Source organism: Agrobacterium sp. LEGMi-208b, assembly GCF_059511785.1.
In genome coordinates, this window is the sequence record NZ_CM183446.1 from 441318 (window position 1) to 466705 (window position 25388).

Sequence of the window (25388 nt, forward strand, 5' to 3'; positions counted from 1 at the left end):
TTTTCCTTTACGCGGCAAGCGCCGATGCGCTGGCGAAAATGAAGTCCGATGCGTCGAGCACATTTGCATCGACGCCATTCAGTGTGACGGAGACGGACGTATCTGTGGCCGAAAGGATAACGGCATTTCCGTTATCATTATACCACAACAAATCGTCCACCGAAGTTGCGCCCCAAGCGGAGACATCGAGCGTATCCGTGCCGTCCTGATAGCCGTAGGTTCCGGTCGGGCCGGCCTGTACGACATCATTGCCGCCGGAGAATACGAAGGTGTCTGCGCCGGCAAAGCCGGTCAGGGTGTTGGAGGCAGCCGTGTCCTCAATTACCGTGCCGGTGGCGGCAAAGTAGTCATAGAAGCCGGCCAGCGAACCGAAGCGGGCAAGCTGGTAGACGGCGAGATCGAGAAGATCGCGAGCACCGGCGAGCGAATAGGCGCTGTCGGGATCGATCAGCAGTTCCTGCTGGCTGACGGCGATGCCGCTGGTGGACTGGCTGTAGCCGGTGCCCAGAACGATGCTGTCAACCGAACCCGTCAGGTTGCCCTGGGAGTACTGCAGAGCGCCGCTCATGACGATGCCCTTGCCGCCGGAGCTGCCATCGCCCCACGCCTCGTAGGTCGTGTTCGGATCGATGGTGGTGGTGGCGAGAGAGCTGGTCTGAGCGTCGTAGAACGCACCATAGGTCGAACCGAAACCGCTCGTCCAACCGTTGAGGTAGCCGATCAAATCGGAGGAAGACTGCGTCAGTTGAATTGTGGTAGCCATAGGTGTACTCCTTTGCTGGCCAATAGAGGTACCTTCGTCCTGTAGCGAAGGCGTTTCATCTCCGGGACGGGCTGCAACCCTGCCCGGAGAATTTCTTCCACGGTTCAGAACTTCACGTTCATCGTCGCGATAAAGGTGCGGCCCGGCGCCGTGTAGGCGCTGGCTGCCGGGATGTATTTGCGGTCCGTCAGGTTGTTGACGGCGAAGCGAAGCGTGGCCTTGTCGTTGAAGGCATAGGAACCATAGAGATCCACCGTCGTGTAGGGATCGGTCACCTCGCGCAGATTGCCCTCCGTATCCAGTGTGCGCGACTGTGTCGGCGTGACATGGTTGAGCCTTGCGCCCAGCGAGAATTTCTCATCGAAGAAACGCATGCCGCCATCGAGCGTCAGCTTCGCCTTGGGCGCGACATCGCCCGGCCAGGCAACGATTTCGCCCGTTGTGGTGGTCGTGCCGTTGGAGAAAACCTGCGTCTTTTCAGGCCATTCTGTTTTCAGAAATGTTGCCGAACCGCCGATCCAGAAACTGCGAGCATCGTAATTGCCCTCGAATTCAAGCCCGCGCATATAGGTCGTGCCGTCCAGATTGACGAAGCTGGTATAGGTGCGGTCGAGGACCTGATCGGTGACGAGATAACCGAGCGCGATATAGTCCTTCACCTCGCGGCGAAAGGCGGCCATTTTGAAGCGAATGGAATCGTCGTCCAGCAGCACGCCGTCAAAGCTCATATTCGCGCCGATTTCGTAGGTCGTCGCCTTTTCGGCGCGCAGGGCCTGGTTGGGAGCGTATTCATATCCGGGGCTGTCGCCCGGACGCGCACCGGCGAAAAACGCCTCAAGAATTGTCGGCGGGCGCAGGCTCTGAGAATAGCTCACATAGGGGCGGAACCAGTCGACGGGTTTCAGTTCGATGGTGGCGGAGGGCAGCCAGGCGCTGTAGGTGCGATCGATATCGACTTCATGCGAGGGATATTCGGTGACCGGCGTATTGGTGGTTGTACCGGTGCCCGGCATGCAGTTGGCCGAGGTCGTGGGCCAGACACGCGCAAGATAGAGGGCATAACGTGCCGTCCAGCTCGGGTTGGCCGGGGCGAAGACCTGATTGAAATAATCGAGAGCCGTATAATGATTGCGGATCGCATCGCAGGGTACGGTCGTGGTCACCGTGTAATCGCGAACGCTATAATAGGTCGCCGATCCCTTGAGACGCGACCAGTCGTAACGCACGCCGCCACTCAGCGTGATCCAATCGGCCGGCTCAAGCTCACCATTCAGGAACAGGCTGGCGACATCGCGCCGGCCGGCAGGGCTGAATGACGTGTAACTGCTGGCAAAAGAGGGATTTTCCGCGATCTTGGCGCTTGTCGCGACGGATGTGGCAATGTCCCGGAAAGCTTCTGCCCCATAATTCAGGCTGAGCGCACCCGCCTTGGTGTCAAAGCGGCTGGTATTTTCCAGGCTGCCACCGAAGCTGCGCAGACCCATATCGAGATTGGTTTCAGACGCATAGGAACGCGCTGCGCGCAGTTCATGCGTCATATTATCGTTCAGCCACAGCGACGACTTGAAATCGATGAGTTCACTCTCCGGGTCCCAGTCCAGCTTCGCGACGACGCTGTCGTTTCGCACGCTTTCCCGGTCGATCACCTCAGATGCACCCTGAACGAAGTCATTCTCCTGATGCATCCAGGAGAGCGAAGCCTTCACATCGCCGAAGTCACCCTCGCCCTTGAAGAATGTCGACCAGCCGTCGCGACCCAGCAGGTCTTTCATCGTCAGCGCGGTGCTCCGGGCCTCGCCCTTCGTTCCAATCTTGTATTCGTCCATGATGGTGCGGCTGTAGCCGGCGACAAAGGATAGAGGACCATCCGGCGAGCGAACGGCGCCGAGAACCGAGCCCTGAAAATCATAACCATTGGTGCCGCGGGAAACATTCACTTCCCCGCCCTTGTTTTCACCCTCGGCAATCAGATCATCGGCGCTGACGGTTCGGAACTCGACCTTACCACCCAGAGAACCGGCATTACCCGACCGCGCGTTGGTTATTTTCTCGATCTCGACGGCACGGATGAAAGCGACATCCACATAACCCTGCCCCGCACTTGCGGTGTAGCTCGTCGCGCCGCCGAAAGCCGCACCACGCTGCGCATTCTGCCGTGCGCCATCGATGGAGACGACCACGCGGCCGCTTTCCTGCAAGCCGCGCACATTGGGCGAAACGGTTGGGAAGCTGCCATTGCCCTCGCCGGCATAAACACCGGAAACCCGGTTGAAAACGTCGCGCGTATTGCGCACGCCGGCCGACTGGATCGCCTCGCGGCCGACCACGCTGACGCTGGCGGGCGTTTCATAAACCCAGTCGGGCGTCCCCTGATAACCGGAACCGGCAATGGAGTTGCGCCCGGTCTTGCCGGTCAGGGTAATGGTTTCCAGAACCGTGGTGCCCTCCGCCGCGGAAAGATCGACGGTCGATTGCCCCGTGCCGATAACGACCGCCCTGCCATTGCCGGCGATACGGAAATTGACGCCCGTTCCCGCCAGCAACCGCGACAGCGCCTCCCGTACCGTGAAACTGCCCGTGACGGCGTTGGTGCGCACATTGCCCGCCGCCGGTGTGGCAAGCGTGACCTGAAGGCCGGATTGCCGCCCGAAAGCACCCACGACCGATGACAGCGACTGGGCGGGAATATTGAACGGCCGCGTCGCCCCCTGCTCGCCACGCTGGGAGTTGGTGGCGTCAGCTCCGGTCTGGGCCAAAACGGGCGTCGCGAATGAAACGGCGATCGCCGTTGTCGCCATCAGCACGGCCCTGCGAGCCCGCTTTGCTGCTTTTTCCCCTGAACCGGTCTTGCATGTCTGGAGGCGCATATTGCTTTCGTCTTCCTGTCTTTCGCTCCGGACATATCTTGACCGGATTACTCAACAAAAAGACGATTGCCGCGTCGATTTTTTTCAGGCTTTCGGAAGAAATTTTATAAACTACTGAAAATAAATATGATTTTTTGTTTCGGAATATTTCAGAAGCGGGTGATGATGCGGGCACTGCCGCCAATCGCATGCACCTTGCCCTTATAGGGCTCCACCAGGGCCTCCAGCGCGCGATCCGGGTCGCGCAGATCGTAAAACCCTGTCACCCTCTGCTCGGCAAGCCGCTTATCGGCCATGGTCAGCCACGCCGGATGGTAACGCTGGATCTGCTCCACGACCGAGCCTATCGTCGCATCGACCACATAGAGTTCGCCGTTGCGCCAGCCGCCAATATCCTCGACGGAAACGGTCTCTTTGCGGATCGCGCCGGAAGCGTCGACGATCAGCATCTCACCCGGCACCAGCCGCGTTGGCGGCGCATTACGGAAAGAGGCCTCCACGGAACCGTGCGCCAGCGCCACCTGGGTTACTCCATCCGTCAGGTCGACGTCGAAAGCCGTGCCCAGCACCTGAACGGTCACGTTTTTTGCCTCCACAACAAAGGGACGCGTTTTATCCGGCACGACGTCGAAAAAGGCTTCACCTTTCAGCACCGTCACATTGCGACGGCCGTTCGTGAAATCCGTTGATAGCGCGCTCGCCGCCGCAAGCTGCACTTTGCTACCGTCTTCCAACGTTATCGTGCGGCTTTCGGCGGTGGTGGTCTGATAGTCAGCCTCCAGGCGGACAAAAAATGTTGGGACGAACAACACCGCGAGACAGAGGGATGCCGCCGCGGCGGCCGCGCCGACATAATGACGCACGGCCCAGCGCCGCCGCCGCGGCTTTGTCGCGGCTTTGCCCGGCAGATGCGGTGCATCCTCCCAAAGCTTCTTGAATTCCGGCTCCACCAGACCGAGGTTCCGCCAGGTCTTGCAGGTTCTTTCCCAGGCGAGACGGTTTGCGGGCGCAGCCGCCAGCCATTTTTCAAACTCCGCTTTTAGCCGCGGTTCCGCTGAGCCCGATTGCAAACGCAGCAGCCAGTCGGCCGCCTCTTCCGCCTTCCCGGTCGGCAATTCGATTTTTTTTTCTGGATCAAGGGTCATTGAACCGGGCCAGTTCCTTTGCGGGGCGGAGGAGAAGCATCGTCTTCTGCATTATTATAAAGACGTTTGACAAAGAGATTTTTTTCACGGGGCGGGACAATCAGGATTATTTACTTCATTTCTTTGGTAATCGCGGCAATGCCGCCCTTGATCAGACGGTGTGCGCTGGCCACGGACACGCCGAGGTGATGCGCAATCTCCTCCATATTGTAACCGCCGAATCTGTGCATTTCCAATGCCACCCTCGCCTGAACCGGCAGGCCGGCCAAAATAGTCCGCATCTGCCGGACTTCGTCGCAGAAAAGGGCATGCTCCTCCGGCGTGCCATTGTCCTGCGGCATACCCCAGAACGGCGTATCGTCCGGCCGTTCCCTGAGGTCCTGACGGCTGCGCCTGATATTGTCGAGCGCAAGATTGCGAACGATGCGGAAAAGATAGGATTTGAGATTGGAAGGATTACCCGAGGCCTCGGGAACGAATTTCAGGAATGCTTCCTGAACCACGTCCTCCGCATCCGCCCGCGACCCCAGAATGAGGGTGGCGTATTTGATCAGGTCGACCCTATGCGCGACGTAAGCGTTATAACGCTTGTCATCTTCCCGTATGCCCATGTCTCAACCGAGAGAAATTCGAGGGATCGACGAAACCCGCCGGGGCCTGAATGGCCGCGCAGTTCTGCCGCTCAAAGCTCTAGCATCCAAACCGTGGATCGAACAGATATTTCATGACTATTATCATCAAGAATTTGTGCAGGCCGCCGCGAATGGACCCGGCAGCGAGGGCGGCCGGGTTTTGACCTGTCAGATGGCCCCGTCGACAATGACCATGGGTCTGCCCTGCGAGCAAGGCTCGATACGGGCATCGATGCGATATATGTCGCGCAGCATTTCGGGGGTTATCACCGCCTCCGTGCTGCCGCTCACCACCATTTCACCGCGCGCGATCACCATCGTATTTTCGCAATAACGAAGCGCATGGTTGAGGTCATGCAGGGCGATCAGCACGATCATGCCGGTCTTCTGCGCCAGATCGGTGACGAAGCCCAGAACCTCGATCTGCCGGTGAAGATCGAGCGCGGAGGTCGGCTCGTCCATCAGCAGCACTTCCGGCTTGCGCGCCAGCGCCTGCGCCAGCGAAACAAGCTGGCGCTGACCGCCGGACAGTTCGCCAAGCCCGCGGAAAGCCAGGTCGTGGATTTTCAGTGCCTTGAGAATGGCGTCGATCTCGAACAGCTCATCGTCATGGACCCGCCAGCCGCCGCCCTGCTTGGCGGAAAGAAGCACGGATTCATAGACGGTCAGAACGGCGTTGGCGCCGGTATCCTGCGGCATGTAGCAGATGGCGCGGTCGCCGCGAGCCGTATCGGAGAGCTCGACCAGTCCGGGGCCAGAAATCAGGCTGGCGATCCGTTTGAAAAGCGTGGACTTGCCGGCGGCATTCGGGCCGATCACGGCCGTCACGCTGCCGCCTTCCAGCGTATCGATGCCGACCTTGGAAAGAACCGTGATGCGCCCATAGGCGGCGCCGACGTCTTTCAGTGCGAGCGCTACCATGCGCGTCTCCTGTTGCCGAAAATAAGCACGAAGAAGAACGGAACGCCGACGAGCGCCGTGATGACGCCGATCGGCAAAATAGCGCCGGGAATGAGGATCTTGCTGATGACCGAGGTTGCCGACAGAAGCAGCGCGCCGCAGATCACCGAACCGGGCAGGAAGAAACGCTGGTCTTCGCCAACAACCATGCGGGCGATATGCGGGCCGACCAGCCCGACGAAACCGATTGTGCCGACAAAGGAAACCGGAATGGCCGCCAGCAGGCTGACCGTCAGCATGGTCGTCAACCGCAGCCGCCGGACATTGATGCCCATGCTGGCCGCCTTGTCATCGCCGAGCCTCAGCGCCGTCAGCGCCCAGGCATTGCGCATGAACAACGGCACGGTGACGAGGAGGATGGCCGCGGTGATATAGACCTTGTCCCAGGTCGCCTTCGTCAGGCTGCCCATGGTCCAGAAAACCACGGCGGCAAGCGCCTGTTCGGAGGCGAGATATTCGAGCAGCGACAGCGCCGCGTTGAAGGTGAACACCAGCGCGATACCGAGGAGCACGATGGTCTCGACCGTCACCCCGCGAAGTGTCGAGGCGAAATGGATGAAAAGAGCCGCGACCATGGCCATGATGAAGGCATTGATCGGCACCATGTAATGCACGGCGCCCGGAAAGATCGCCACGCCGCCGACAAGCGCCAGCGCCGCACCAAAACTTGCCGCAGCGGAAATGCCGAGCGTGAAGGGGCTGGCGAGCGGGTTCGACAGGATGGTCTGCATCTGCGCGCCCGCAACCGAAAGCGAAGCGCCGACGGTGACCGCCATCAGCGCGATCGGCATGCGGATATCCCAGATCACCACCCGAAGCTGGTTTCCGACGGCGGCCGGATCGGCAATCGTTGCCAGAACCTCGGAGAGCGTATAGCGCGCCGGACCGAGCGCCATGTCGGCGGCCATGCTGAAACACAGCGCGATAAAAAGCCCGAAGAGGATGATTATCCTGCGCGCGGCAAGGGCGCGATATTGATCGCGCCCACTGAGGCCAACGGCGCTTTCATTCAGCGAACTCATTGGTTCAAACCTTTTTCGAGCGAGGCGAAATAGCCCGGCTTGTAGGTGACGGGGAGGAATTTGCGGTGAAACTCCTCAAAATTCTTTTCCGGATCGAGATCGGCGAAGAGATCGGGATGGAACCACTTGGCGAATTGCTGGATCGGGAAAAATTCGTAGGGCGCGCCATAGAACTGGTGCCAGACGGCATGGACATTGCCTTGCTTCACGGCCTTCAGTTCCGGAAACGGCGTGCGCTTCATCAGGTTGGCCAGTCGCTCCCGCGAGAGAGCCATATCCGCCCCGCGTCCGACGGGAACAAACTGGTTGATGTCGGATTCGGCGGCCCAGTTGGAACCGGTGACGATGACGTGGTCAGGATCGGCAACGACGAGCTGTTCGGGATTGAGATCGCCGAAGGTCGTCTTGATGATGCCGTCGGCAATGTTGTGGCCGCCGGCGAGATCGACCATCGCGCCGAAATTGACCGGTCCGAAAGTGCGGCAGCAATTGTTTTCGCCGGAAATGCCGGGCGCGCGTTCGATGAAGACGTTCGGGCGCTTCAAATCCTTGACGCTGGCCAGCCGGTCGGTCACGCGGGCGATTTCGGCGCGGCGATAGGCGATGAATTCCTGCGCGCGCTCTTCGGCGCCGAAGAGTTTGCCGAGAATGTCGACCGAGGCTTCGCTGTTCTTTTCGGGATCGATGCGGAAATCGAGATAGATGATCTTGATGCCGGCGGCGGCGGCCTTTTCTTCAAAACCGCTCTCCTTGGCGGATTTCTCCGCTTCCAGATTGAGGGTGATCACATCGGGCGAGAGAGTGATGGCCGTTTCCAGGCTGAAATCGCCCTGCGGCACATAACCGAAGCGCGGCAGTTTCTCGATCTGCGGAAAACGCTCGACATAGGCGGTGTAGCTATCGGGATCCTTCTTGAGAAGATCGTCACGCCAGCCGACAATGGTGTCGAAGGTCTGGTCGCCCCTGAGAGCCGCAATGACGTGCACCTGGCGTGCCTCACCGACGATGACGCGTTTGGCCGGCAGGTCCAGCTCGACCTTACGCCCGGTGACATCGGTAATCTCGGCCGCCAGAACCGGCATTGCGAGAAGGGAGAAAGCCAGCACCGCAAGATGCCTGAGAGCGTTGAGCCGCATGAGAAATCCTCATTGAGTTCCAAAACAAAGCGATAAAGCCGCATGGCTGCGACTTTATCCATCGGTTGGACGGCGCTCCCCTTCACCGTCCCTTTATTACTTGGCGTCCTTCAGCGAAACGAAGTAGCCGGGCTTGTAGTCGAGCGGCAGGAAGCGGGCATGCAGTTCCTTGAAGGTCGCCTCGGGGTCGAGATCCCTGAAGAGGTCCGGATGCAGCCACTTGGCGATTTCCTGAACGGCCACGAACTGATAGGGATTGTTGTAAAACTGATGCCAGATGGCGTGGACATTGCCGTCTTTCACCGCCTGCACGCCGGTGAAGGCCGGGCGCTTGGTGAGGTTTTCAAGCTTGCGATGAGCTTCCTTCAGATCCGCGCCATAACCGACGCCGACCCAGTTGCCGCCGGGAACATAACCGTTCCAGTTGCCGCCGGTGATGATGATCTGCTCCGGATTGGAGGCAATGATCTGTTCCGGATTGACGGTGCCGAAGGTGCCGGGAATGATGTCCTTGGCCATGTTGATGCCGCCGGCAAGCTCCACCATCTTGCCGAAATTCTCGTTGCCGAAGGACATGCAGCAATCGTCGGAGTAACCGCCGGCGCGTTCCATGAACACGACAGGCTTCTTCGGATTGGCTTTTTCGAGCGTATCGGTGACCTTGGCGATGGCGTCGGCGCGGAACTTGATGAAGTCCTCGGCGATCTTTTCCTTGCCCGTCAGCTGGCCCATGAGGCGCATGCTCGGCTCGGTATTTTCCATCGGCTTTTCGCGGAAATCGACATAGACCAGCGGAATGCCGACCTTGGCGAGCTTTTCGATATAGCCCGCTTCTTCGGTCGCCGTCTTGGCGTCGATATTCATCAGGATCACATCAGGCTTCAGGGCGACAGCCTGCTCGATGTCGAAGGTGCCATCCTTCATGCCGCCAAAGGTCGGCAGCTTGGCAATCTCAGGATATTTGGCGAGATAGGCCGCATAGGTTTCCGGGTCGGCTTTCGCCAGATCGTCGCGCCAGCCCACCACGTGCTGGAAAGGGTTTTCCTTGTCGAGCGCAGCCAGGAAATAAATCTGGCGACCTTCACCGAGGATGACGTGCGATACCGGCACATTGACCTCGATATCGCGGCCCGTCACATCCTTGACGGTGACCTTTTCGGCGAATGCCGGCCATGCGGCGGATACGAGAAGGCCAAGGGCAAGTGCCGCAGATTTGGCTGAGATGCGCATCGGATATTGCTCTCCAGTGTTGACTGGCGCGGCTGTATTATTTTCTGACTATACTAGTCAACATTTATGTTTTAGAGCCATTCTTAACTGACCGGCACATGAGTTGAAGACCGATGATCGACACAATCCAATATGGCAAAAACGATAGTCTGAGAGACGAAATCAAATCCTATTGGTCCGGCCGCGCCGCGACTTTCGACCTTTCCCCCGGACATGAAATTTTCTCCGAAGACGAGCGCGAGGCCTGGCATGCGCTTATCCTGAAGCATCTCGGCCGCGGAGAAGGCCGCAGGGCGCTTGATCTCGCCAGCGGCACCGGCGTCATCTCGCACCTGATGGACGATCTCGGTTTTCAGGTCACCGGCATGGACTGGTCGGAGACGATGCTGGCGCTTGCACGGGAAAAAGCGAAAAGCCGCGGCCGCAGCATCCGCTTTTTCGTCGGCGATGCCGAAAACACCATGGAGCCGGATGAAAGCGCCGACGTCATCATCACCCGTCATCTGGTCTGGACGCTGGTGGACCCGCAGGCAAGCTTCGCCGAATGGTTCCGTGTCCTGAAACCGGGCGGAAAGCTTCTGATCGTCGACGGCGATTTCGTGAATACCGGCTGGCGCGAGAGACTGGTGAAGAAACTGGCGGCCAGTCTCGAAGGCGTCGGCCTCGTCAAACCGGACCAGCCGCACAAGCCGGCGGACCCGGAAAACACTTTCAACAGCATCCTGTCGCGCGTTTATTTTTCGAAGGGCGCAAGGGCCGGCGATGTCGCGGCGCTGTTGCGTGCGACCGGCTTCGAACCTGTCGCGATCGACCAGGAGCTTCAGGCCATTCACCGCGCCCAGGCGAAAAATTTCAGCCTGCTGAAAGGTATCCTTCGCGGGCTGCAGCATCGTTATGCCGTGTGCGCGGTGAAGCCGGGGGACTGCTCCGTCCTCCCGGACTAGTTCCGGGTCAAGTGCGATCAAGTCCTTGATCGCAAAAGGCTCTTCCCACGGCGCAGACGCGCCGCGGCTGGATGCCGGATCATCCTCGGGCTGGTTCCAGGGACCGGCATGACGGATGAGAGCTCAGTGCAGCCTCATTTTTCCGCCTGCTCGAAAAGATCGTCCAATCGCGGTTTGGCGCGACCCGGCACATCCACCGTCCTGTAACTCTGCGGCAGGGTCGCGTCGCCGACCTTAATCAGCATGACCATGCCCATGCCGTAGTGCGGTGAGCATTTGATGCCGTAAAAGCCCGGCTTTTCAAACCCGGTCTCGAATTCATCATTGATCCGGCTTTTGAAACCCTCGACCCCTTCGGGAACCATGCCGTCGATGGTCGCGGCATTGTGGCTCTTGTGGGTGGGCACGAAGCGCACGCGGTCGCCGGGGGCGATCTCGAGAAAATCGGGCTCGAACACCATCGGGCCTTTTTCGCCCCGGTTCAGCATCTTCACCTCGAAGGTCTCGGCTGAAGCCTGAAGCGGAAAGCCTGTGAACGCCACGGCAATTACGGCAGTGGCGCAAAGCAGTCTGGTCTTTGCAGCGGTGTTTGCGAGCGTCGTCAATGTCATCATCGTGCCAATACTTTCCTTGCTTGCCCGGCCCGTCCATGGGCCGGCAGAAAACGAATATGCGAAAAGCCGGCCTCATCCGTGGTGACGACGCATTCCACCCCGAAGACCGCGGCTATTCTCGCCGGTGTCAGAACCTCCCGCGGCGGACCGGCGGCAATCATCTCGCCCCGGTGCATGATGGCGACGCGGTCGCAGAACATGGCGGCGTGATTGAGATCGTGCAGCGCCGCCACGACGGTCAGGCCCTGCCGTCGCACCAGATCGAGCAGGCCGATCTGGTGGCCGATGTCGAGGTGATTGGTCGGCTCGTCCAGAAGCAGGATATGCGGCTCCTGCGTCAATGCGCGGGCGATATGCAGGCGCTGGCGTTCTCCGCCGGAAAGGTGGTGCCAGTTGCGCTCCGCCTTGTCGGCCATGTCGACATTGGCAAGTGCTGCATCAACGATGGCGTCATCCTTCTGCGACCAGGCGGAAAGCGGACCGAGATAGGGCGTGCGCCCAAGCTCCACCGCCTGTCTTGCGGTGATGCGTTCGGTGGTTTCGGCCTGCTGCTCCACAAAGGCGAGCCGGCGGGCAAGATCGCGCCGTCCCAACGAGGCAAGCGGCTCATCCCCGAGCGTGACATGGCCCCGGCGCGGCTTGCGAATGCCTGCGAGCATGGAGAGCAGCGTGCTTTTGCCGGAACCGTTCGGCCCGATAATGCCGAGAAACTCACCGGAACCGACATCGAGTGAAACGCCGCGCACGATGTCGATATTGCCGGCATGGAAATGCAGGTCGTGGGCGGATAATTTCATGAACGCCCCCTCTTCTGCCCAAGAATGAAGGCAAAGGCGGGCGCACCGACAAGCGCGGTGATAACGCCGATGGGCAGCACCTGCCCCGGAATGACGATGCGCGAGAGAATATCCGCGACGATCATGAAAACCGCGCCGGTCAGCGCCGTTACCGGCAGCAATATACCATGGCGAACGCCGACGAAGATGCGTGCCGCATGCGGAATGACGAGCCCCACGAAGCCGATGGAGCCAACCAGCGACACCATCGCAGCCGTCATGACCGCCGAAACGGAGATGAGCACGGCGTAGACCCAGCGCACCGGAATGCCGAGCGAAACGGCGGCCTGGCCGCCGAAGGCGAAGGCATCGAGCGCCCGGGCATACCAGAGACACACAGCAAGTCCCGCAAGGCTGACCGGCAGCGCCAGCCAGACATCCGGCCAGCGCACGCCCGAGAGGTTGCCCAGCAACCAGAACATGATGCCGCGCGCCTGTTCCGCATTGGCGGATTTGGTGACGATGAAAGAAGTCATGGCGTTGAACAGCTGCGACCCGGCCACCCCCGCCAGAATGATGGCGCTGTTGCCGTGCCCCGCCCGCACCGCCAGAAGGCTGACCAGCGAAAACGCAACGAAAGCGCCGATGAGCGCCCCGGCCGGCATCGTTAGAAACCCCGCACCGAAGCCCAAAAGCGCCACGGCGACGGCACCGGTGGAAGCGCCGGCGGAAATGCCGAGAATATAGGGATCGGCAAGCGGGTTGCGCAGAAGCGATTGCAGCACCGCTCCGGCGAGCGCCAAAGAAGCGCCGCAACAGGCGGCAACAACCGCGCGGCTGAGGCGGTAACTCCAGACAATGCCCTCATCCAGCGGCTCCAGCGGATAACCCGCATGGAAGACGCGGTTGGCAATGGTTTTCGCCACGACATCAAACGGAATGGCGGTCTCGCCGATGGCCGCTCCGGCCATCAGCGCGACGAGCAACAGGGCGAGCGCGGCAAGAGCCAGCCCCGCCCTGCCGAGATGAATGGAAAGTCCGTTCACTTGGCGAGGCCGGCAGCCGAAATCGCCTCGGCCAGCGTTTCGATGCCTTCGATGGTGCGGATGGTCGGGTTCATCGCCTGCGCATCCATCTCGAACACATGACCTTCCTTGACGGCGGGCATGATGCTGGCCACGGGATCGGTGGCGAGGAACTTCAGCTTGACGGCGACATCGTCGGCGGGGAACCGGCGGCGATCCATCTTGCCGGCAACGATGATGGAGGGATTTGCCTTGGCGATGGTTTCCCAGCCGACGGTCGGCCATTCTTCATCGCTTTCGATGACGTTCTTCAGACCCAGCGCGGACATGATGTAGCCGGGGGCGCCATTGCGGCCGGCCACATAGGGATCGATATCCAGCTCGGCGCTGGAGAACCAGAAGACGGCGGAAAGCTTGCCATTGGCGGAGGCGATCTTGGCGCGGGCGGCTTCCTCACGCTTCTTCAGATCGGCAACGACCTCCTCACCGCGATCCTGCACGTTAAAGATTTTGGCGAGATCGCGAATTTCCTGGTAGATCAGGTCCATGGTGAAGACGGTGTTGCGCACGCCGTCGCCGCCGCCGGAATTGTCCTTGCCCAGGCAATCGGCGGGCGAAGTATAAACGGGAATACCAAGTTCGGCGAATTGCGCCGGCGTTCCGACAACGCCTTCCGGGCCGATCTGCCACTGGAACTGCGTCGTCACGAGGTCCGGCTTCTTGCCGACGACCGCCTCGAAGCTGGGGTCATTATCGGCCAGCCGCTCGACCTTGGCGTTGGCCTCCTCATAACCCTTCAGAACCGGGCCAATCCACAGCGCGGTGCCGACAACCTTGTCGGCGAGGCCGAGCAAATAAAGCACCTCGGTCGTGCTCTGGCCGACGGACACGGTGCGGGCGGGAGCCTGCTTGAAGGTGATCTCCTGACCGCAGCTGTTGATCGTCAGGGGATAGGTGGTTTCGGCAGCATTTGCAGCGGTGACAGGCAAGACCGCAAGCGCAGCGGCCAGAAAGCCGGCATGGACCGGCAGGCGTCTAGAATGAAACATGTGTTCTCCAGTCGACAGTAAAACTTATTCCAGAGCAGCAGGCGTCAGAACGCGCAGCAACAGCGGGACGTCTTGTACGGAGAACGGTCTTGGGACGCAAACGAAATGTTATGAAATAACATTACAATCTCCTCCTCCGGGCTTCCCCGCCCGTAACGATGGTTTATATTTTGACGGCAGGTCTCCTGGCTCACGGATTTGCGTCACTCATCTGCCTTCCCGCATTCCTGAGAATACAGTGGCATGACGCCTTCAAGCGTCACGGGGATGAACGACAATCCGCTTACAGTTGCGGGGGCAGCCACGGCATTGGGTGAAAAAATCGCCCGCACCATGTTCCCTATTAATCCCTTCGCCTTTCGGCTGCAGGAACCGTCGCTTTCTCACATAAGGGGCAAGAGGCGGGGCGTCAATTGCGATAGTGCCGCACTTCAGCACAAAGACGGGCCTGCAAGGGCGAAAGTCCTTGCGGAACCGGCGCCTGCCGGTTGCGGTACACCTTTCGACATGATGGTGAGCGTTTCGATGACCACCAGCCCGGATTGCGTCAGGAAATCGGTCAGAAGACCGCTGTCCCGCACGGCATCGAGACGGACAAGCTGATCGTCGAGATCGGAAAAATGCCGTTTCACCAGCGCAATGGCATCCGCCTCCTCACCGGCAACGACCGGGCCGACGATATGGCCCCGCCCCGCTGCACGCCGCAATGCAAAGGCGGCAAGACGATCGGCCTCGAACAGGCCGTAACCCGTATTTTCCCGGAGAAGGCGCTGCAGGACGCCCCGGCGCGAAACACCGAAAGCCGCCCGATCCAGATCCGCCACGACGGATAAATGATCCTCGGACAGCGGCTCGATTCTCTGTTTTCTTCCAAGCGCCGACGCCTCGGCAATACAACGCGCCTTGCCGCGCAGGAGATGTATTTTTTCCGTATCCCCGGCAAAACCCAGCCGGGCAAAAAGCCGCCGTGACGCTTCCGTGGCGTTCAAACGCAGGGCGGCGTCAGGGTAACCCGCAATGAGTTGGCCGACCAGCCATGGTGCGACGCCCTGCCCTTGCAAACGCGGGGAAACGATGACCATGCCGACCGTCGCGAAACCCTCATCATAAGGAAACAGCATTGCCGTTGCGACAACGCGGTCTATCTCGTCCAGCGCGGCAAGGCCGACGCCACATTGACGCAGGAAACACCATTCGTTCGCGTGATATCGCCATCCGACAGCCATGGACAAAGCATGCAGATGATCGGCCTCCACATCGGCGATATCCACGGTCCGCAACTCGAAACTATCGACTTTGAGCAGCTCCATGACAAACGGCTCTCATTCCCTCCGGCGCGGAACCTTGATCCCGGCATCCCAGCTCACGACATCCGAAGATAACCAGCCTCGTCAGCAGGAATTTTTTGAAAGTGCTGAAAGGACACAACAATCTACTGAAATCACGCCTATTTCAGCAGATAAACGCCGCAGGCCGCTCTAAGCTTTTCGGCGTTGAAGCGACGGAGACAGCCATGAACGCAATCGACATTCTGGAGCGTCTTGTCGGCTTCCCCTCGGTCGTCGGAACCGCCAATGGCGACATTGCCGGATGGATCGCCGATTATCTGGAAAGCCACGGCGCGAAAGTATCGCTGCTTGCCGGCCCGGAGGGCGACCGCGCCAATCTCTTCGCCAGCTTCGGCCCGACCGATGCCAGCGGATACATCCTGTCCGGCCATATGGATGTGGTGCCTGCCGGTGAGCCGGAATGGTCCTCCGTTCCCTTCACGCTGAGAACCGAAGGCGAGCGTCTTTACGGACGCGGAACCACCGACATGAAAGGGTTTCTGGCCACGGTTCTCGCCGCGGCACCGGCATTTTCACGCATGGCGCTGAAGCGGCCCGTTCATATCGCCTTTTCCTATGACGAGGAGGCGGGCTGCCGCGGCGTTCCGCATCTCATCGCCCGATTGCCGGAACTATGCGCAAAACCGGCGGGCGCGATTATCGGCGAACCGAGCAATCTGCGCGCCGTGCGCGCCCACAAGGGCAAGGCCGCCGCACGCATCGCCATTCGCGGCCGCTCCGGCCATTCCTCGCGGCCGGATCAGGGCGTGAACGCCATCCATCTGATGACCGGCATCATGGCAAAGGCGGTCGAGACCGCACAGGCTCTCACGCAGGGGCCTTTCGAAGCGACGTTCGAGCCGCCCTATTCTTCCCTCCAGATCGGCACGGTGAAAGGCGGACAGGCGATCAACATCATCCCCGATTTCTGCGCCATCGAACTGGAAGCGCGGGCGATTGCCGGGATATCGCCGGTGGCCCTGCTTCAGCCGGTGCGTGACGGGGTCGAAGCGCTGGCTGCCAAGGGAATCGACGTGGAATGGACGCCGATGAGCGATTATCCGGCGCTGTCCCTTGCCGCCAATGCACCCCTCGTGACGCTTCTGGAAGAATTGACCGATGCGCCCTGCATCGCCGCCGTCAGCTACGGCACGGAGGCCGGGCTTTTTCAGGCAGCCGGCATCGACGCCATCATCTGCGGCCCGGGCGATATCGGCCGCGCCCACAAGCCGGACGAATTCATAACGGCCGGCGAGCTTTCGGCCTGCCAGTCAATGCTGGAAACACTGGCAAACCGCTGTACGGTTTAAACCTTCGGAACCACGGATTTCAGATGACTTTCTTCTTCAATTCCGACGCGAAGCGCGGCGAGATTTTCCGGCAGGCTCTGGCGCGGGACCTGCCGGAACTGCCTTTTTCGATGGATGCAGCCAGCGTCGATGCGGATGCGGTTCGATACCTCATCACCTGGACCGTGCCTGATGATATCGGCCGTTACCGCAATCTCGAAATCCTGTTTTCCATCGGTGCGGGCGTCGATCAGTTCCATATCGATGCAGTCCCTGCGCATGTAAAAGTCGTGCGCATGGTGGATGAAGGCATCATCCGCATGATGCAGGAATATGTGAGCCTCGGCGTGCTGGCGCTTCACCGCAATCTGCCGGTCTATTTGAAACAGCAGCGCCAGCAACTCTGGAAGGCCCTGCCGCAACGTCAGGCGGAAGAATGCCGGGTGGGCGTTCTCGGCCTCGGCATGCTGGGCGTTGCGGCGCTGGAACGGCTGAAACCCTTCGGTTTTCCGCTGTCCGGCTGGAGCCGTTCACCGCGCGAGATCGATGGTGTGACCTGCCATCACGGCGAAGCCGGATTATCCACAATCCTCTCGACCAGCGATATTCTCGTTTGCCTGCTGCCGCTGACGGACGAAACGACGGGGCTTCTGAATGGCGAACGCCTGAGAATGCTTCCCGAGGGTGCGGGACTGGTCCACGCCGGGCGCGGCAGACAGCTCGACCACGACGCCCTCATCGATGCGCTGGAGAGCGGCAGGCTTTCGGTTGCTGTGATCGACGTCACCGATCCGGAACCGCTTCCGGAAGACCATGCCTTCTGGACGCATCCGAAAATTCTCCTGACGCCGCACATCGCCAGCGTCACCCAGCCTCATTCGGCAGCACGCACCGTTGTCGAGAACATCAAACGATACCAGTCCGGCCTCGAGCCGCTCGGCCTCGTCGACCGCAATCGCGGATATTGATCATCCCGTTCCAGGAAAGGACACCCATGCCGCTTCTCAAGACCATCGACACCCATCCCGCCTTCGAGCCGAAAGCCTCCAAGGCCCTGCCGGAACGCCTCATTTCCGGCGATCCCTCCTTCAAGACCTGGCCGCTGGACGAAGCCCGCAATGGCACCGTCCACACCGGCATCTGGGAAGCGACGCCGGGTGAGAGCCGTTCGATCAAGGGCGAAACCTTCGAATTCTGCCATATTCTCGAAGGCGTCATCGAAATCACGCCGGAAGGCGGCGAGCCGCTACGTTATACGGCGGGCGACAGTTTCGTCATGAAGCCGGGCTTCGTCGGCGTGTGGAAAACCATTGAAACCGTCCGCAAGATCTATGTTACGGTGAACGGATGAACTGGGAACCGGCCATTTTTGAAATCACCCGCGACGGCTATATGCTGAGCACCGATCCGGCACGGGTGGATTTCGATCTGGTCCATGGTTTTCTCGCCCGCGATTCCTACTGGGCGCAGGGAATGACCGCCGACCGGCTGAAGCGGGCGCTTTCGCATTCGCTGCCGGTCGGCGTCTACGCCCCCGATGGCTCCATGGCCGCCTTCGCCCGTCTGGTGACGGATTACGCCGTTTTCGGCTATCTGCGCGATGTCTTCACGGTGGAGGATCATCGCGGTCGTGGCCTTGCGTCCTGGATCGCCACCGAGATACGCAAACACCCGGAACTTTCAACGGTATCGAGCTGGATGCTGGCGACCCGCGACGCCCATGGTGTTTACGAAAAGGCCGGTTATCGCGCCGCACCCCATCCCGAATATTACATGACGGTGCCGAAACCCGGCGAGGGTTGAACAACCCTCGCGATGGGCCATCTCGGCCATCCTCATAACCTGGGGCTATGACCCTTACCCCATAAATGCTTAGCCCTTTTCCGGTCGCGATGACAGCATCGTCCGCACTGGAAAAGGAGACGGAAGAGATGGGATATCGCATTGGCGTTGATGTGGGCGGGTCGTTTACGGATTTTGCCGTGTTCGACGATGGGACCGGCTCGCTTGCCACCCTGAAGGTGTTTTCCCGCCCCGATGCACCCGGAGAAGAAATCCTTCTCGCCCTCGATACGCTAAAAAAGCGCGACGGCATCGAAGCCAAGGACGTTTCCTATTTCACCCATGGAACCACCGTCGGCGTCAACACGGTGATCCAGCGCAACGGCCAGAACGTCGCCCTGTTCACCACCGAAAATTTCGAGGACGTGCTGGATGTCGCACGCCTGAAAATTCCGCAGATCCACAATCTCTATTCCGTGCGGCCCGAACCGCTCATCCCGCGTGAACGGGTTTTCGGCATAGCCGAGCGCATGCTGGCGACCGGCGAGATAAAACTCGCCCCGAACGAAGAGAATGTGGCCAAGGCAGTCGACAGCGCCCTTGCGGCCGGCTGCGACGGCATCGTGCTCGCCTTCCTGCATTCCTACCGTAACCCTGAAAACGAACGGGCCGTGAAGGCGATGATCGAACGCATCGCGCCGCAATTGCCGGTGGTTTCCTCCGCCGAGACATGGCCGATCATCCGCGAATATGAGCGCACCGTCACCGCCGTCATCAGCGGTTATGTCCAGCCGCGCGTCGCACATTACCTCGACCGTTTCGAAACCGTGCTGCGCAGGCAAGGCATTGCCTGCCCGCTGCTCATCACCAAGACCAATGGCGGTGTCATGGGCATCGATCAGGCGCGGCGCGAATGTGTGCAGATGATCCTGTCCGGCACCGCCTCCGGTGTCATCGGCGCGGGTTATCTGGCGAAGGCCAGCGGCTTTGAGCGGGTGATGAGCCTCGATATCGGCGGCACCAGCGCCGATGTGGCCGTGATCCTCGATGGCGAGGCCCAATATGGCGTCGGTGAGCTGATCGGCGATTTCCAGATTCATGTCCCCTCTGTTTCCGTCAGTTCCGTCGGCCAGGGCGGTGGCTCGGTCGCATGGGTAGACAGCCTCGGCCTGTTGCAGGTGGGGCCGGAAAGTGCCGGTTCGACACCGGGACCCGCCTGTTACGGACGCGGCGGCGACCGCCCGACGATCACGGATGCCATGGCGGCCGCCAATCTCATCGGCCATATGCCACTCGGTTATGGCGCGGTGACCGTCGATCACGCCGCCGCCCGCGCCGCCCTCTTGCCCCTTGCCGAAAAGCTCGGGCTTTCGATCGAGGCGCTCGCCGGCAACATCGTCGATATCGCCGTCTCCGGCATGTATGCGGAGGTGAACGCCCTGACCTCCCGTTTCGCCATCGACCCACGCGAATTTCACCTCTTCGCTTTCGGCGGCGCGGGGGCGATGCTGGCATGCTTCCTCGCCCGCGAACTGGATATGAAGGGTGTGGTGGTGCCGCCCACCCCCGGCGTCGTCTCCGCGCTCGGCGGCCTGATTGCCGATCTGAAGAACGATTTCATCCGCACGACCTATTGCGATGTGGACGACAGGGAAATTTCAGCTCTCGCCCCCCTTCTCGCCGAAATGCAGGAAACCGGCCGCAACTGGCTGAAGGAACAGGGATTTAGCGGGGAGTGCGAGATTCGACTTTCCGCCGACATGCGCTATCGAGGCCAATCCTACGAAATCGAAACCACGCTGCAGCCGGAGTGGCTGGGCAGCGGCGACGCCAGCGCGATCAGCAAGGCTTTCCATGAGGAACATGCCCGCCTTTACGGTCATTCCGATGAACGGGCGGCCGTGCAGATGGTCAATCTCAGACTTGTCGTCTCCGGGAAAACACCGAAGCCGCCCCTTCTGGAAACAAGTGTAGCCACCTGCCCCGCAACGCCTCGCTTTCACACGAAGGGCTGGTTTGGCGGCATTGAACACGACATGGCGATCTATCACCGTGACGATCTGGCGGCCGGACACGATTTCCACGGTCCCGCCATCGTCCTCCAGGACGATACCACCACCGTGGTGCCGCCCGATTTTTCGGTCCATGTGGACCGTTTCGGCAATCTCGTCATTACCAAGCGGGAGTTTTGATCCATGACCATCGATCGCCGCAATCTCAAGGTGCTTGCCAATTTCTGTTCGGCTGCCGCCGATGCCATGGCCTTCACGCTGATGCGCACCGCCCATTCCGCCTTCGTCAAGGAAACCGAGGATTTTTCCTGCCAGGTGGTGACGCGTGAGGGGCTGGCCTTCGCCAATCCCCGGCAATTCGGCGCGCCCTGGTATAGCGGCATCGATTATGCGCCACTAATTTCCATGTTCGAGGACTATGAAGAGGGCGATATCTGCATCACCAACGATCCCTATAGCGGTTTCGTCGCCACCCACTCTCCGGACATCCACATCTGGAAACCGGTCTTCCATGAGGGCAAAATCGCCTGTTTCGTGGTCGGGCACATCCACAATACCGATGTCGGCGGCGCGGTTCCGGCTTCATTGTCCCGCTCGCTTTCGGAAATCGAGCAGGAAGGCCTGCGCATTCCGCCGGTCAAGCTCGTTCGCAAAGGCAGGCTCGATCCCTTCATCATCGACATGATGAAGGCCAATGTCCGCATGCCGGAACAGAATATCGGCGACCTCCATGCCCAGATCGCCTCCGTCAATATCGGCGAACGCAAGATGCAGGAGATCGTCGCCCGTTTCGGCTTTGACGACTTTCTCGACGGTGTGCGGCAGATTTTCGACTATGCGGAAGAGCAGACCCGGCAAATCCTCACCAAGGTGCCCGATGGCGACTATTTCTTTGCCGATTATGCCGATGAGGATTCCGTTGGCGGCCGGCCATGCCGCGTGGCGCTGACGCTGAAAATCCGCGGCGGCGAGGCGATCCTTGATTATACCGGCAGCGATCCGCAGCTGGGCTCGTCGCTGAACATGCCAACCGGCGGTCGCGAGCGGCATTCACTCGTCATGGTCGGCCTGACCTATGTGCTTTATACGCTCGATAACAGCCTGCTCCTGAATGCCGGCACCCTGCGCCCGGCGCGGGCCGTGCTGCCGGAAGGCACGATCGTCAATTGCCAGCGCCCGGCCGCCGTCGGCATGCGTTCGCTGACCTGCGCCATGACGCAGATCGTCACCATCGGCGCTTTCGCGAAGGCCCTGCCGGAGCTTATTCCCGCCGCCTCACCCGGCGGGAACGCCATCATGAACATCAAGACCAGCGACAGGAACGGCCGCCCGGTCATGGCCTCCATCGGCCCGGTTGGCGGCGGTGGCGGCGGCACGCCCTTCTGCGACGGCAGCGACGGCGCCGGCGGCGCCACCGGTTTTCTGCGCAACACGCCGATTGAAATCAGCGAAGCGGAAGTACCGATCCTTTTTCGCCGTTACGGGCTGCAACGCGACACCGGCGGGGCGGGCCGTTTTCGCGGCGGGCTTTCGGCCGTCATGGAGTTTGAAATATCGTCACCGGAAACGGTGGTCACGGCCCGCAACCGCAACCGTTCAGTGATGGCGAGCTGGGGTGTGAATGGCGCAGGTCCGGGGCTGATTTCCCGCTTCCTCCGTAATCCCGATACCGAGGGCGAAATCTCGCTCGGCAATACCGATATCGTCCATTGCGGTCCGGGCGATGTCATTCGTGTCGTCGGGCCGGGAGCCGGCGGTTACGGCGACCCCTTTACCCGCCCGCGGCAGGCCGTGCTGCGCGATGTGCGGCGTGGTGCGGTCTCGGCAGAAAATGCTGCAAGACACTATGGGGTGGTGCTCATCGGTGATGAGATCGACGAAGAGGCGACGGCCGTCCTGCGCGCCGCGCCGCGCCCAAAGACCGACGATATCATCAGCTACGGGCCGGAGCGGCTGGCCTTCGAGGCGGTCTGGACCCGGGAACGTTATGATCTTCTGACGCAATTCCTGCAAAAATCGCCCGTGGGATGGCGCTTCTTCCTGAAACACCGGGTGTTTGAGGCGGTTGAAAACGAGGGCGATGATCCCCGCCCCCTTGGCGAGCGGATGGCCGGGATTTTCGACCGGATAAGCGCCCGCTACGGCCTTTGACCTGCGGCATATACCGGTCGCCGAAGATTGCGCTGTCTGCCGGTGGCAAAACAGGATTTTCATTCACCGCCCGCGCCGCAGTCGGTCGATGCTGCTTGCCATCAGGGATTAGCGTTGGGGCATATCCAAAGAGGATTCCACATGACGCTCAGCTTCGATCCAGACAGCTTATCCCTGCCGATCGGCCACTTCATCGGCGACCGGCTGGTTCCGGCGGCAAACGGCATCGACATGCATCGCCCATCTGATGGTATCGAATATGCCGGTTGCCCCAAGGCGGATGCGGCGCTGGTCGATGAAGCGGTGCAGACTGCCAAGACCGCGTTGAAGAGCAGCAACTGGGGCGGCGTGCGCCCGCGCGAGCGCACAAAGGTCTTGCAGCGCTGGGCCGACCTGATCGAAGCGGAAGCAGAGACTTTGGCGAAAATCGAGGCGCTCTCCTCGACGCGGCCCGTGGGCCAGCTGATAACAGGCGATATCGCCGTCACCGCCGAACAGATCCGCTTCTTCGCCGAGTTTGCCGACAAGGAAGGCGGCGATCTGGTGCCGACAGACGATGCAAGCCTCGGCATGATCATGACCGAACCCTATGGTGTGGTCGGCGCCATCACGCCGTGGAATTTCCCCGTTTCCATGGCCGGCTGGAAGCTCGGCCCGGCGCTCGCGGCGGGCAATGCCGTGGTGTTGAAACCATCGGAAATGACACCCTTCTCCAGCATCTTCATGGCGCAGCTGGCAATCAGGGCCGGATTGCCGGCAGGTCTCATCAACATCGTGCTGGGCGACGGGCCTGTGACCGGCAATGCCATCACCGGGCACCCTGATATCTCCAAGGTCAGTTTCACCGGCTCCACGGCCGCGGGCGCCGCCATCATGGCCAATATCGCCCGCGCCGGCATCAAACCCATGACGCTGGAACTCGGCGGCAAGAGCCCGCAAATCGTCTTCGCCGATGCCGATATCGAAAAGGCGGCGGCGGCCATCGCCGGCAATATTCTCTCCAATGCCGGGCAGGCCTGCGTGGCTGGCTCGCGCATCATCGTCGAGGAAAGTGCGGCGGATGCCCTTTCCACTGCCATCATCGCCCGCATGCAGGCAGTGAAGCCCGGCCCGACCTGGGACGAGACGACGCAATATTCGCCGATCATCTCCGAGGTGCAGCGCAAGCGCATCGACGGCATCGTACAGGCGGCGGTCGCCCATGGCGGCGAATGCCTGACCGGCGGGGCGATCATGGATGGCCCCGGCTATTTCTATCAGCCGACGCTGATCGCCAATGTCGACCAGACCTCCCCCGCCGTCACCGAGGAAATCTTCGGCCCGGTACTGACGCTGCAGACCTTCCGCACGGAAGAAGAGGCTCTGGCGCTTTCCGATCATCCGACCTACGGTCTGGCGGCGGGTCTTTTCAGCCGTGACATCTCGCGTGTAATGCGCCTGTCCCGCGCCATCCAGGCGGGCACGATCTGGGTCAACCGTTACGGTCGCTCGCGCGACCACATATTGCCGACCGGCGGTTACAAACGCTCCGGCATCGGCAAGGATCTCGGACGGGAGGCCTATCTCGCCAACCGCAAGAGCAAAAGTGTCCTTATCGGACTGTAACAGGGGAAATGTCTTGAAAACGCATCGCATCGCACTCATTCCCGGAGACGGCATCGGCAAAAGCGTGACGGACGCCGCATGGCAGGTGCTCAACGCCGCCGCCAAAACCTCCGGTTTTGCGCTTGAAGGAACGGAATTCCCCTGGTCCTGCGCCTTCTACAAGGAAACCGGCGCGATGATGCCCAAGGACGGCATCGAAACCCTGCGTGGCTTCGACGCCATTCTGCTCGGCGCAGTCGGCTGGCCGGCGGAAGTGCCGGATTCGGTTTCGCTGCACGGCCTGCTACTGCCGATCCGCAAGGCTTTCGTGCAATATGCCAATATCCGCCCGCACCGGCTTCTGCCCGGTGTGCAGGGGCCTTTGAAGGCGGATGGCTTCGACATTCTCTGCATTCGCGAAAACACGGAAGGCGAATATTCCGGCGCCGGCGGCCGCGTGCATCAGGGCACCGATGACGAAGTTGCCGTCGAAACCTCCATCTTCACCCGCAAGGGTGTGGAGCGTATCCTGCGTTTCGGCTTCGAGCAGGCGCAGAAACGTCGCGGCAAGCTCGCCTCCATCACCAAGTCCAATGCCCAGAAATATTCGATGGTGTTCTGGGACGAGGTAACCCGCAAGCTCGCTACTGAGTATCCAGACGTCGAGGTTTCCAGCTACCACATAGACGCCATGGCGGCCCGCATGGTCATGGCTCCGGAAAGCCTCGATGTCGTGGTCGCCTCCAACCTCTTCGGCGACATTTTGACCGATCTCGGCGCAGCCATTCAGGGTGGCCTCGGTTTTGCCGCTTCCGCCAATATCAATCCTGACCGCAGCGCGCCCTCCATGTTCGAGCCGGTGCACGGTTCGGCACCTGATATCGCCCATCTCGGCATCGCCAACCCCATCGCCGCCATCTGGTCCGGCGCGATGATGCTCGAACATCTCGGCGAAAAGGATGCAGCCATACGTATCATGGCAGCGCTGGAAACGGCGACCGGCCGGGGTATCGGCACGGTGCCGGGCAAGGACAGGACAGACGCCATCACCGCCGCGGTTCTTGCGGCGCTCGACTGAT

22 protein-coding genes and 1 riboswitch are annotated in these 25388 nt (G+C 60.7%); of the genes, 9 read left to right on the forward strand and 13 right to left on the reverse strand.

Annotated features, from left to right (window positions below; translation table 11 throughout):
* Positions 1-7: 7 nt before the first annotated feature.
* The 8 genes from AC5YUO_RS16745 to AC5YUO_RS16780 all read right to left on the reverse strand — a co-directional run bounded on the left by AC5YUO_RS16745 (position 8) and on the right by AC5YUO_RS16780 (position 9755).
* Positions 8-763: a hypothetical protein gene (locus AC5YUO_RS16745; protein WP_006698641.1), complete on the reverse strand. Its 756-nt coding sequence runs from the start codon at positions 761-763 to the stop codon at positions 8-10.
* Positions 764-867: 104 nt separating this feature from the next.
* On the reverse strand, positions 868-3630 hold the full coding sequence (locus tag AC5YUO_RS16750; RefSeq protein ID WP_496156019.1) for a TonB-dependent receptor: 2763 nt from the start codon (positions 3628-3630) through the stop codon (positions 868-870).
* 149 nt (positions 3631-3779) lie between these two features.
* Entirely contained in the window at positions 3780-4775 is a 996-nt protein-coding gene (locus tag AC5YUO_RS16755) for a FecR family protein (RefSeq protein ID WP_496156020.1), read from the reverse strand.
* Positions 4776-4885: 110 nt separating this feature from the next.
* The gene (locus AC5YUO_RS16760; RefSeq protein WP_400812841.1) at positions 4886-5386 is read right to left on the reverse strand and encodes an RNA polymerase sigma factor; all 501 of its coding nucleotides are present in this window, start codon (positions 5384-5386) and stop codon (positions 4886-4888) included.
* 189 nt (positions 5387-5575) lie between these two features.
* Positions 5576-6328 carry an ABC transporter ATP-binding protein gene (locus tag AC5YUO_RS16765; RefSeq protein ID WP_496156021.1) on the reverse strand — a complete coding sequence of 251 codons (753 nt, stop codon included), beginning with the start codon at positions 6326-6328 and terminating at the stop codon, positions 5576-5578.
* Positions 6322-7389 carry a FecCD family ABC transporter permease gene (locus AC5YUO_RS16770; RefSeq protein ID WP_496156022.1) on the reverse strand — a complete coding sequence of 356 codons (1068 nt, stop codon included), beginning with the start codon at positions 7387-7389 and terminating at the stop codon, positions 6322-6324. The genes AC5YUO_RS16765 and AC5YUO_RS16770 overlap by 7 nt, the downstream gene beginning before the upstream one ends.
* Positions 7386-8525: an ABC transporter substrate-binding protein gene (locus AC5YUO_RS16775; RefSeq protein WP_496156023.1), complete on the reverse strand. Its 1140-nt coding sequence runs from the start codon at positions 8523-8525 to the stop codon at positions 7386-7388. The genes AC5YUO_RS16770 and AC5YUO_RS16775 overlap by 4 nt, the downstream gene beginning before the upstream one ends.
* Before the next feature lie 96 nt (positions 8526-8621).
* Positions 8622-9755 (reverse strand): ABC transporter substrate-binding protein, encoded by a 1134-nt coding sequence (locus AC5YUO_RS16780; protein WP_496156025.1) that lies wholly within the window; start codon positions 9753-9755, stop codon positions 8622-8624.
* Between the two features lie 113 nt (positions 9756-9868).
* Here AC5YUO_RS16780 and AC5YUO_RS16785 point away from each other — a divergent pair, with 113 nt between their 5' ends.
* Positions 9869-10699 (forward strand): class I SAM-dependent methyltransferase, encoded by an 831-nt coding sequence (locus AC5YUO_RS16785; protein WP_496156026.1) that lies wholly within the window; start codon positions 9869-9871, stop codon positions 10697-10699.
* A 134-nt stretch (positions 10700-10833) separates the two neighbouring features.
* Here AC5YUO_RS16785 and AC5YUO_RS16790 read toward each other — a convergent pair whose 3' ends face one another.
* The 5 genes from AC5YUO_RS16790 to AC5YUO_RS16810 all read right to left on the reverse strand — a co-directional run bounded on the left by AC5YUO_RS16790 (position 10834) and on the right by AC5YUO_RS16810 (position 15473).
* The gene (locus AC5YUO_RS16790) at positions 10834-11313 is read right to left on the reverse strand and encodes a pseudoazurin (RefSeq protein WP_496156027.1); all 480 of its coding nucleotides are present in this window, start codon (positions 11311-11313) and stop codon (positions 10834-10836) included.
* Entirely contained in the window at positions 11310-12110 is an 801-nt protein-coding gene (locus AC5YUO_RS16795; protein ID WP_496156028.1) for an ABC transporter ATP-binding protein, read from the reverse strand. The genes AC5YUO_RS16790 and AC5YUO_RS16795 overlap by 4 nt, the downstream gene beginning before the upstream one ends.
* Complete coding sequence (locus AC5YUO_RS16800) at positions 12107-13135, reverse strand: FecCD family ABC transporter permease (protein ID WP_496156029.1); 1029 nt, start codon at positions 13133-13135, stop codon at positions 12107-12109. The genes AC5YUO_RS16795 and AC5YUO_RS16800 overlap by 4 nt, the downstream gene beginning before the upstream one ends.
* Entirely contained in the window at positions 13132-14163 is a 1032-nt protein-coding gene (locus AC5YUO_RS16805; protein WP_496156030.1) for an ABC transporter substrate-binding protein, read from the reverse strand. The genes AC5YUO_RS16800 and AC5YUO_RS16805 overlap by 4 nt, the downstream gene beginning before the upstream one ends.
* Positions 14164-14321: 158 nt before the next feature.
* Positions 14322-14555: riboswitch (cobalamin riboswitch) on the reverse strand.
* Positions 14556-14594: 39 nt separating this feature from the next.
* Positions 14595-15473, reverse strand: coding sequence for a GNAT family N-acetyltransferase (locus AC5YUO_RS16810; RefSeq protein WP_496156031.1), 879 nt, complete (start codon positions 15471-15473; stop codon positions 14595-14597).
* A 203-nt stretch (positions 15474-15676) separates the two neighbouring features.
* On the opposite strand from AC5YUO_RS16810, the gene argE reads away from it, so the two are divergent.
* The 8 genes from argE to AC5YUO_RS16850 all read left to right on the forward strand — a co-directional run bounded on the left by argE (position 15677) and on the right by AC5YUO_RS16850 (position 25387).
* Positions 15677-16801 carry an acetylornithine deacetylase gene (gene argE, locus AC5YUO_RS16815; RefSeq protein ID WP_496156032.1) on the forward strand — a complete coding sequence of 375 codons (1125 nt, stop codon included), beginning with the start codon at positions 15677-15679 and terminating at the stop codon, positions 16799-16801.
* 23 nt (positions 16802-16824) lie between these two features.
* Positions 16825-17748 carry a 2-hydroxyacid dehydrogenase gene (locus tag AC5YUO_RS16820; protein WP_496156033.1) on the forward strand — a complete coding sequence of 308 codons (924 nt, stop codon included), beginning with the start codon at positions 16825-16827 and terminating at the stop codon, positions 17746-17748.
* A gap of 26 nt (positions 17749-17774) precedes the next feature.
* Positions 17775-18131, forward strand: a complete 357-nt coding sequence (locus tag AC5YUO_RS16825) for a cupin domain-containing protein (protein ID WP_035264219.1) — start codon at positions 17775-17777, stop codon at positions 18129-18131.
* Complete coding sequence (locus tag AC5YUO_RS16830; RefSeq protein ID WP_496156034.1) at positions 18128-18583, forward strand: GNAT family N-acetyltransferase; 456 nt, start codon at positions 18128-18130, stop codon at positions 18581-18583. Before AC5YUO_RS16825 ends, AC5YUO_RS16830 begins: the two co-directional genes overlap by 4 nt.
* A gap of 128 nt (positions 18584-18711) precedes the next feature.
* Positions 18712-20754, forward strand: coding sequence for a hydantoinase/oxoprolinase family protein (locus AC5YUO_RS16835; RefSeq protein WP_496156035.1), 2043 nt, complete (start codon positions 18712-18714; stop codon positions 20752-20754).
* Positions 20755-20757: 3 nt separating this feature from the next.
* Positions 20758-22725, forward strand: coding sequence for a hydantoinase B/oxoprolinase family protein (locus AC5YUO_RS16840; RefSeq protein WP_496156036.1), 1968 nt, complete (start codon positions 20758-20760; stop codon positions 22723-22725).
* A 141-nt stretch (positions 22726-22866) separates the two neighbouring features.
* Positions 22867-24330, forward strand: a complete 1464-nt coding sequence (locus tag AC5YUO_RS16845; protein WP_496156037.1) for an aldehyde dehydrogenase family protein — start codon at positions 22867-22869, stop codon at positions 24328-24330.
* A 13-nt stretch (positions 24331-24343) separates the two neighbouring features.
* Entirely contained in the window at positions 24344-25387 is a 1044-nt protein-coding gene (locus tag AC5YUO_RS16850; RefSeq protein WP_496156038.1) for a tartrate dehydrogenase, read from the forward strand.
* Position 25388: the final 1 nt, after the last annotated feature.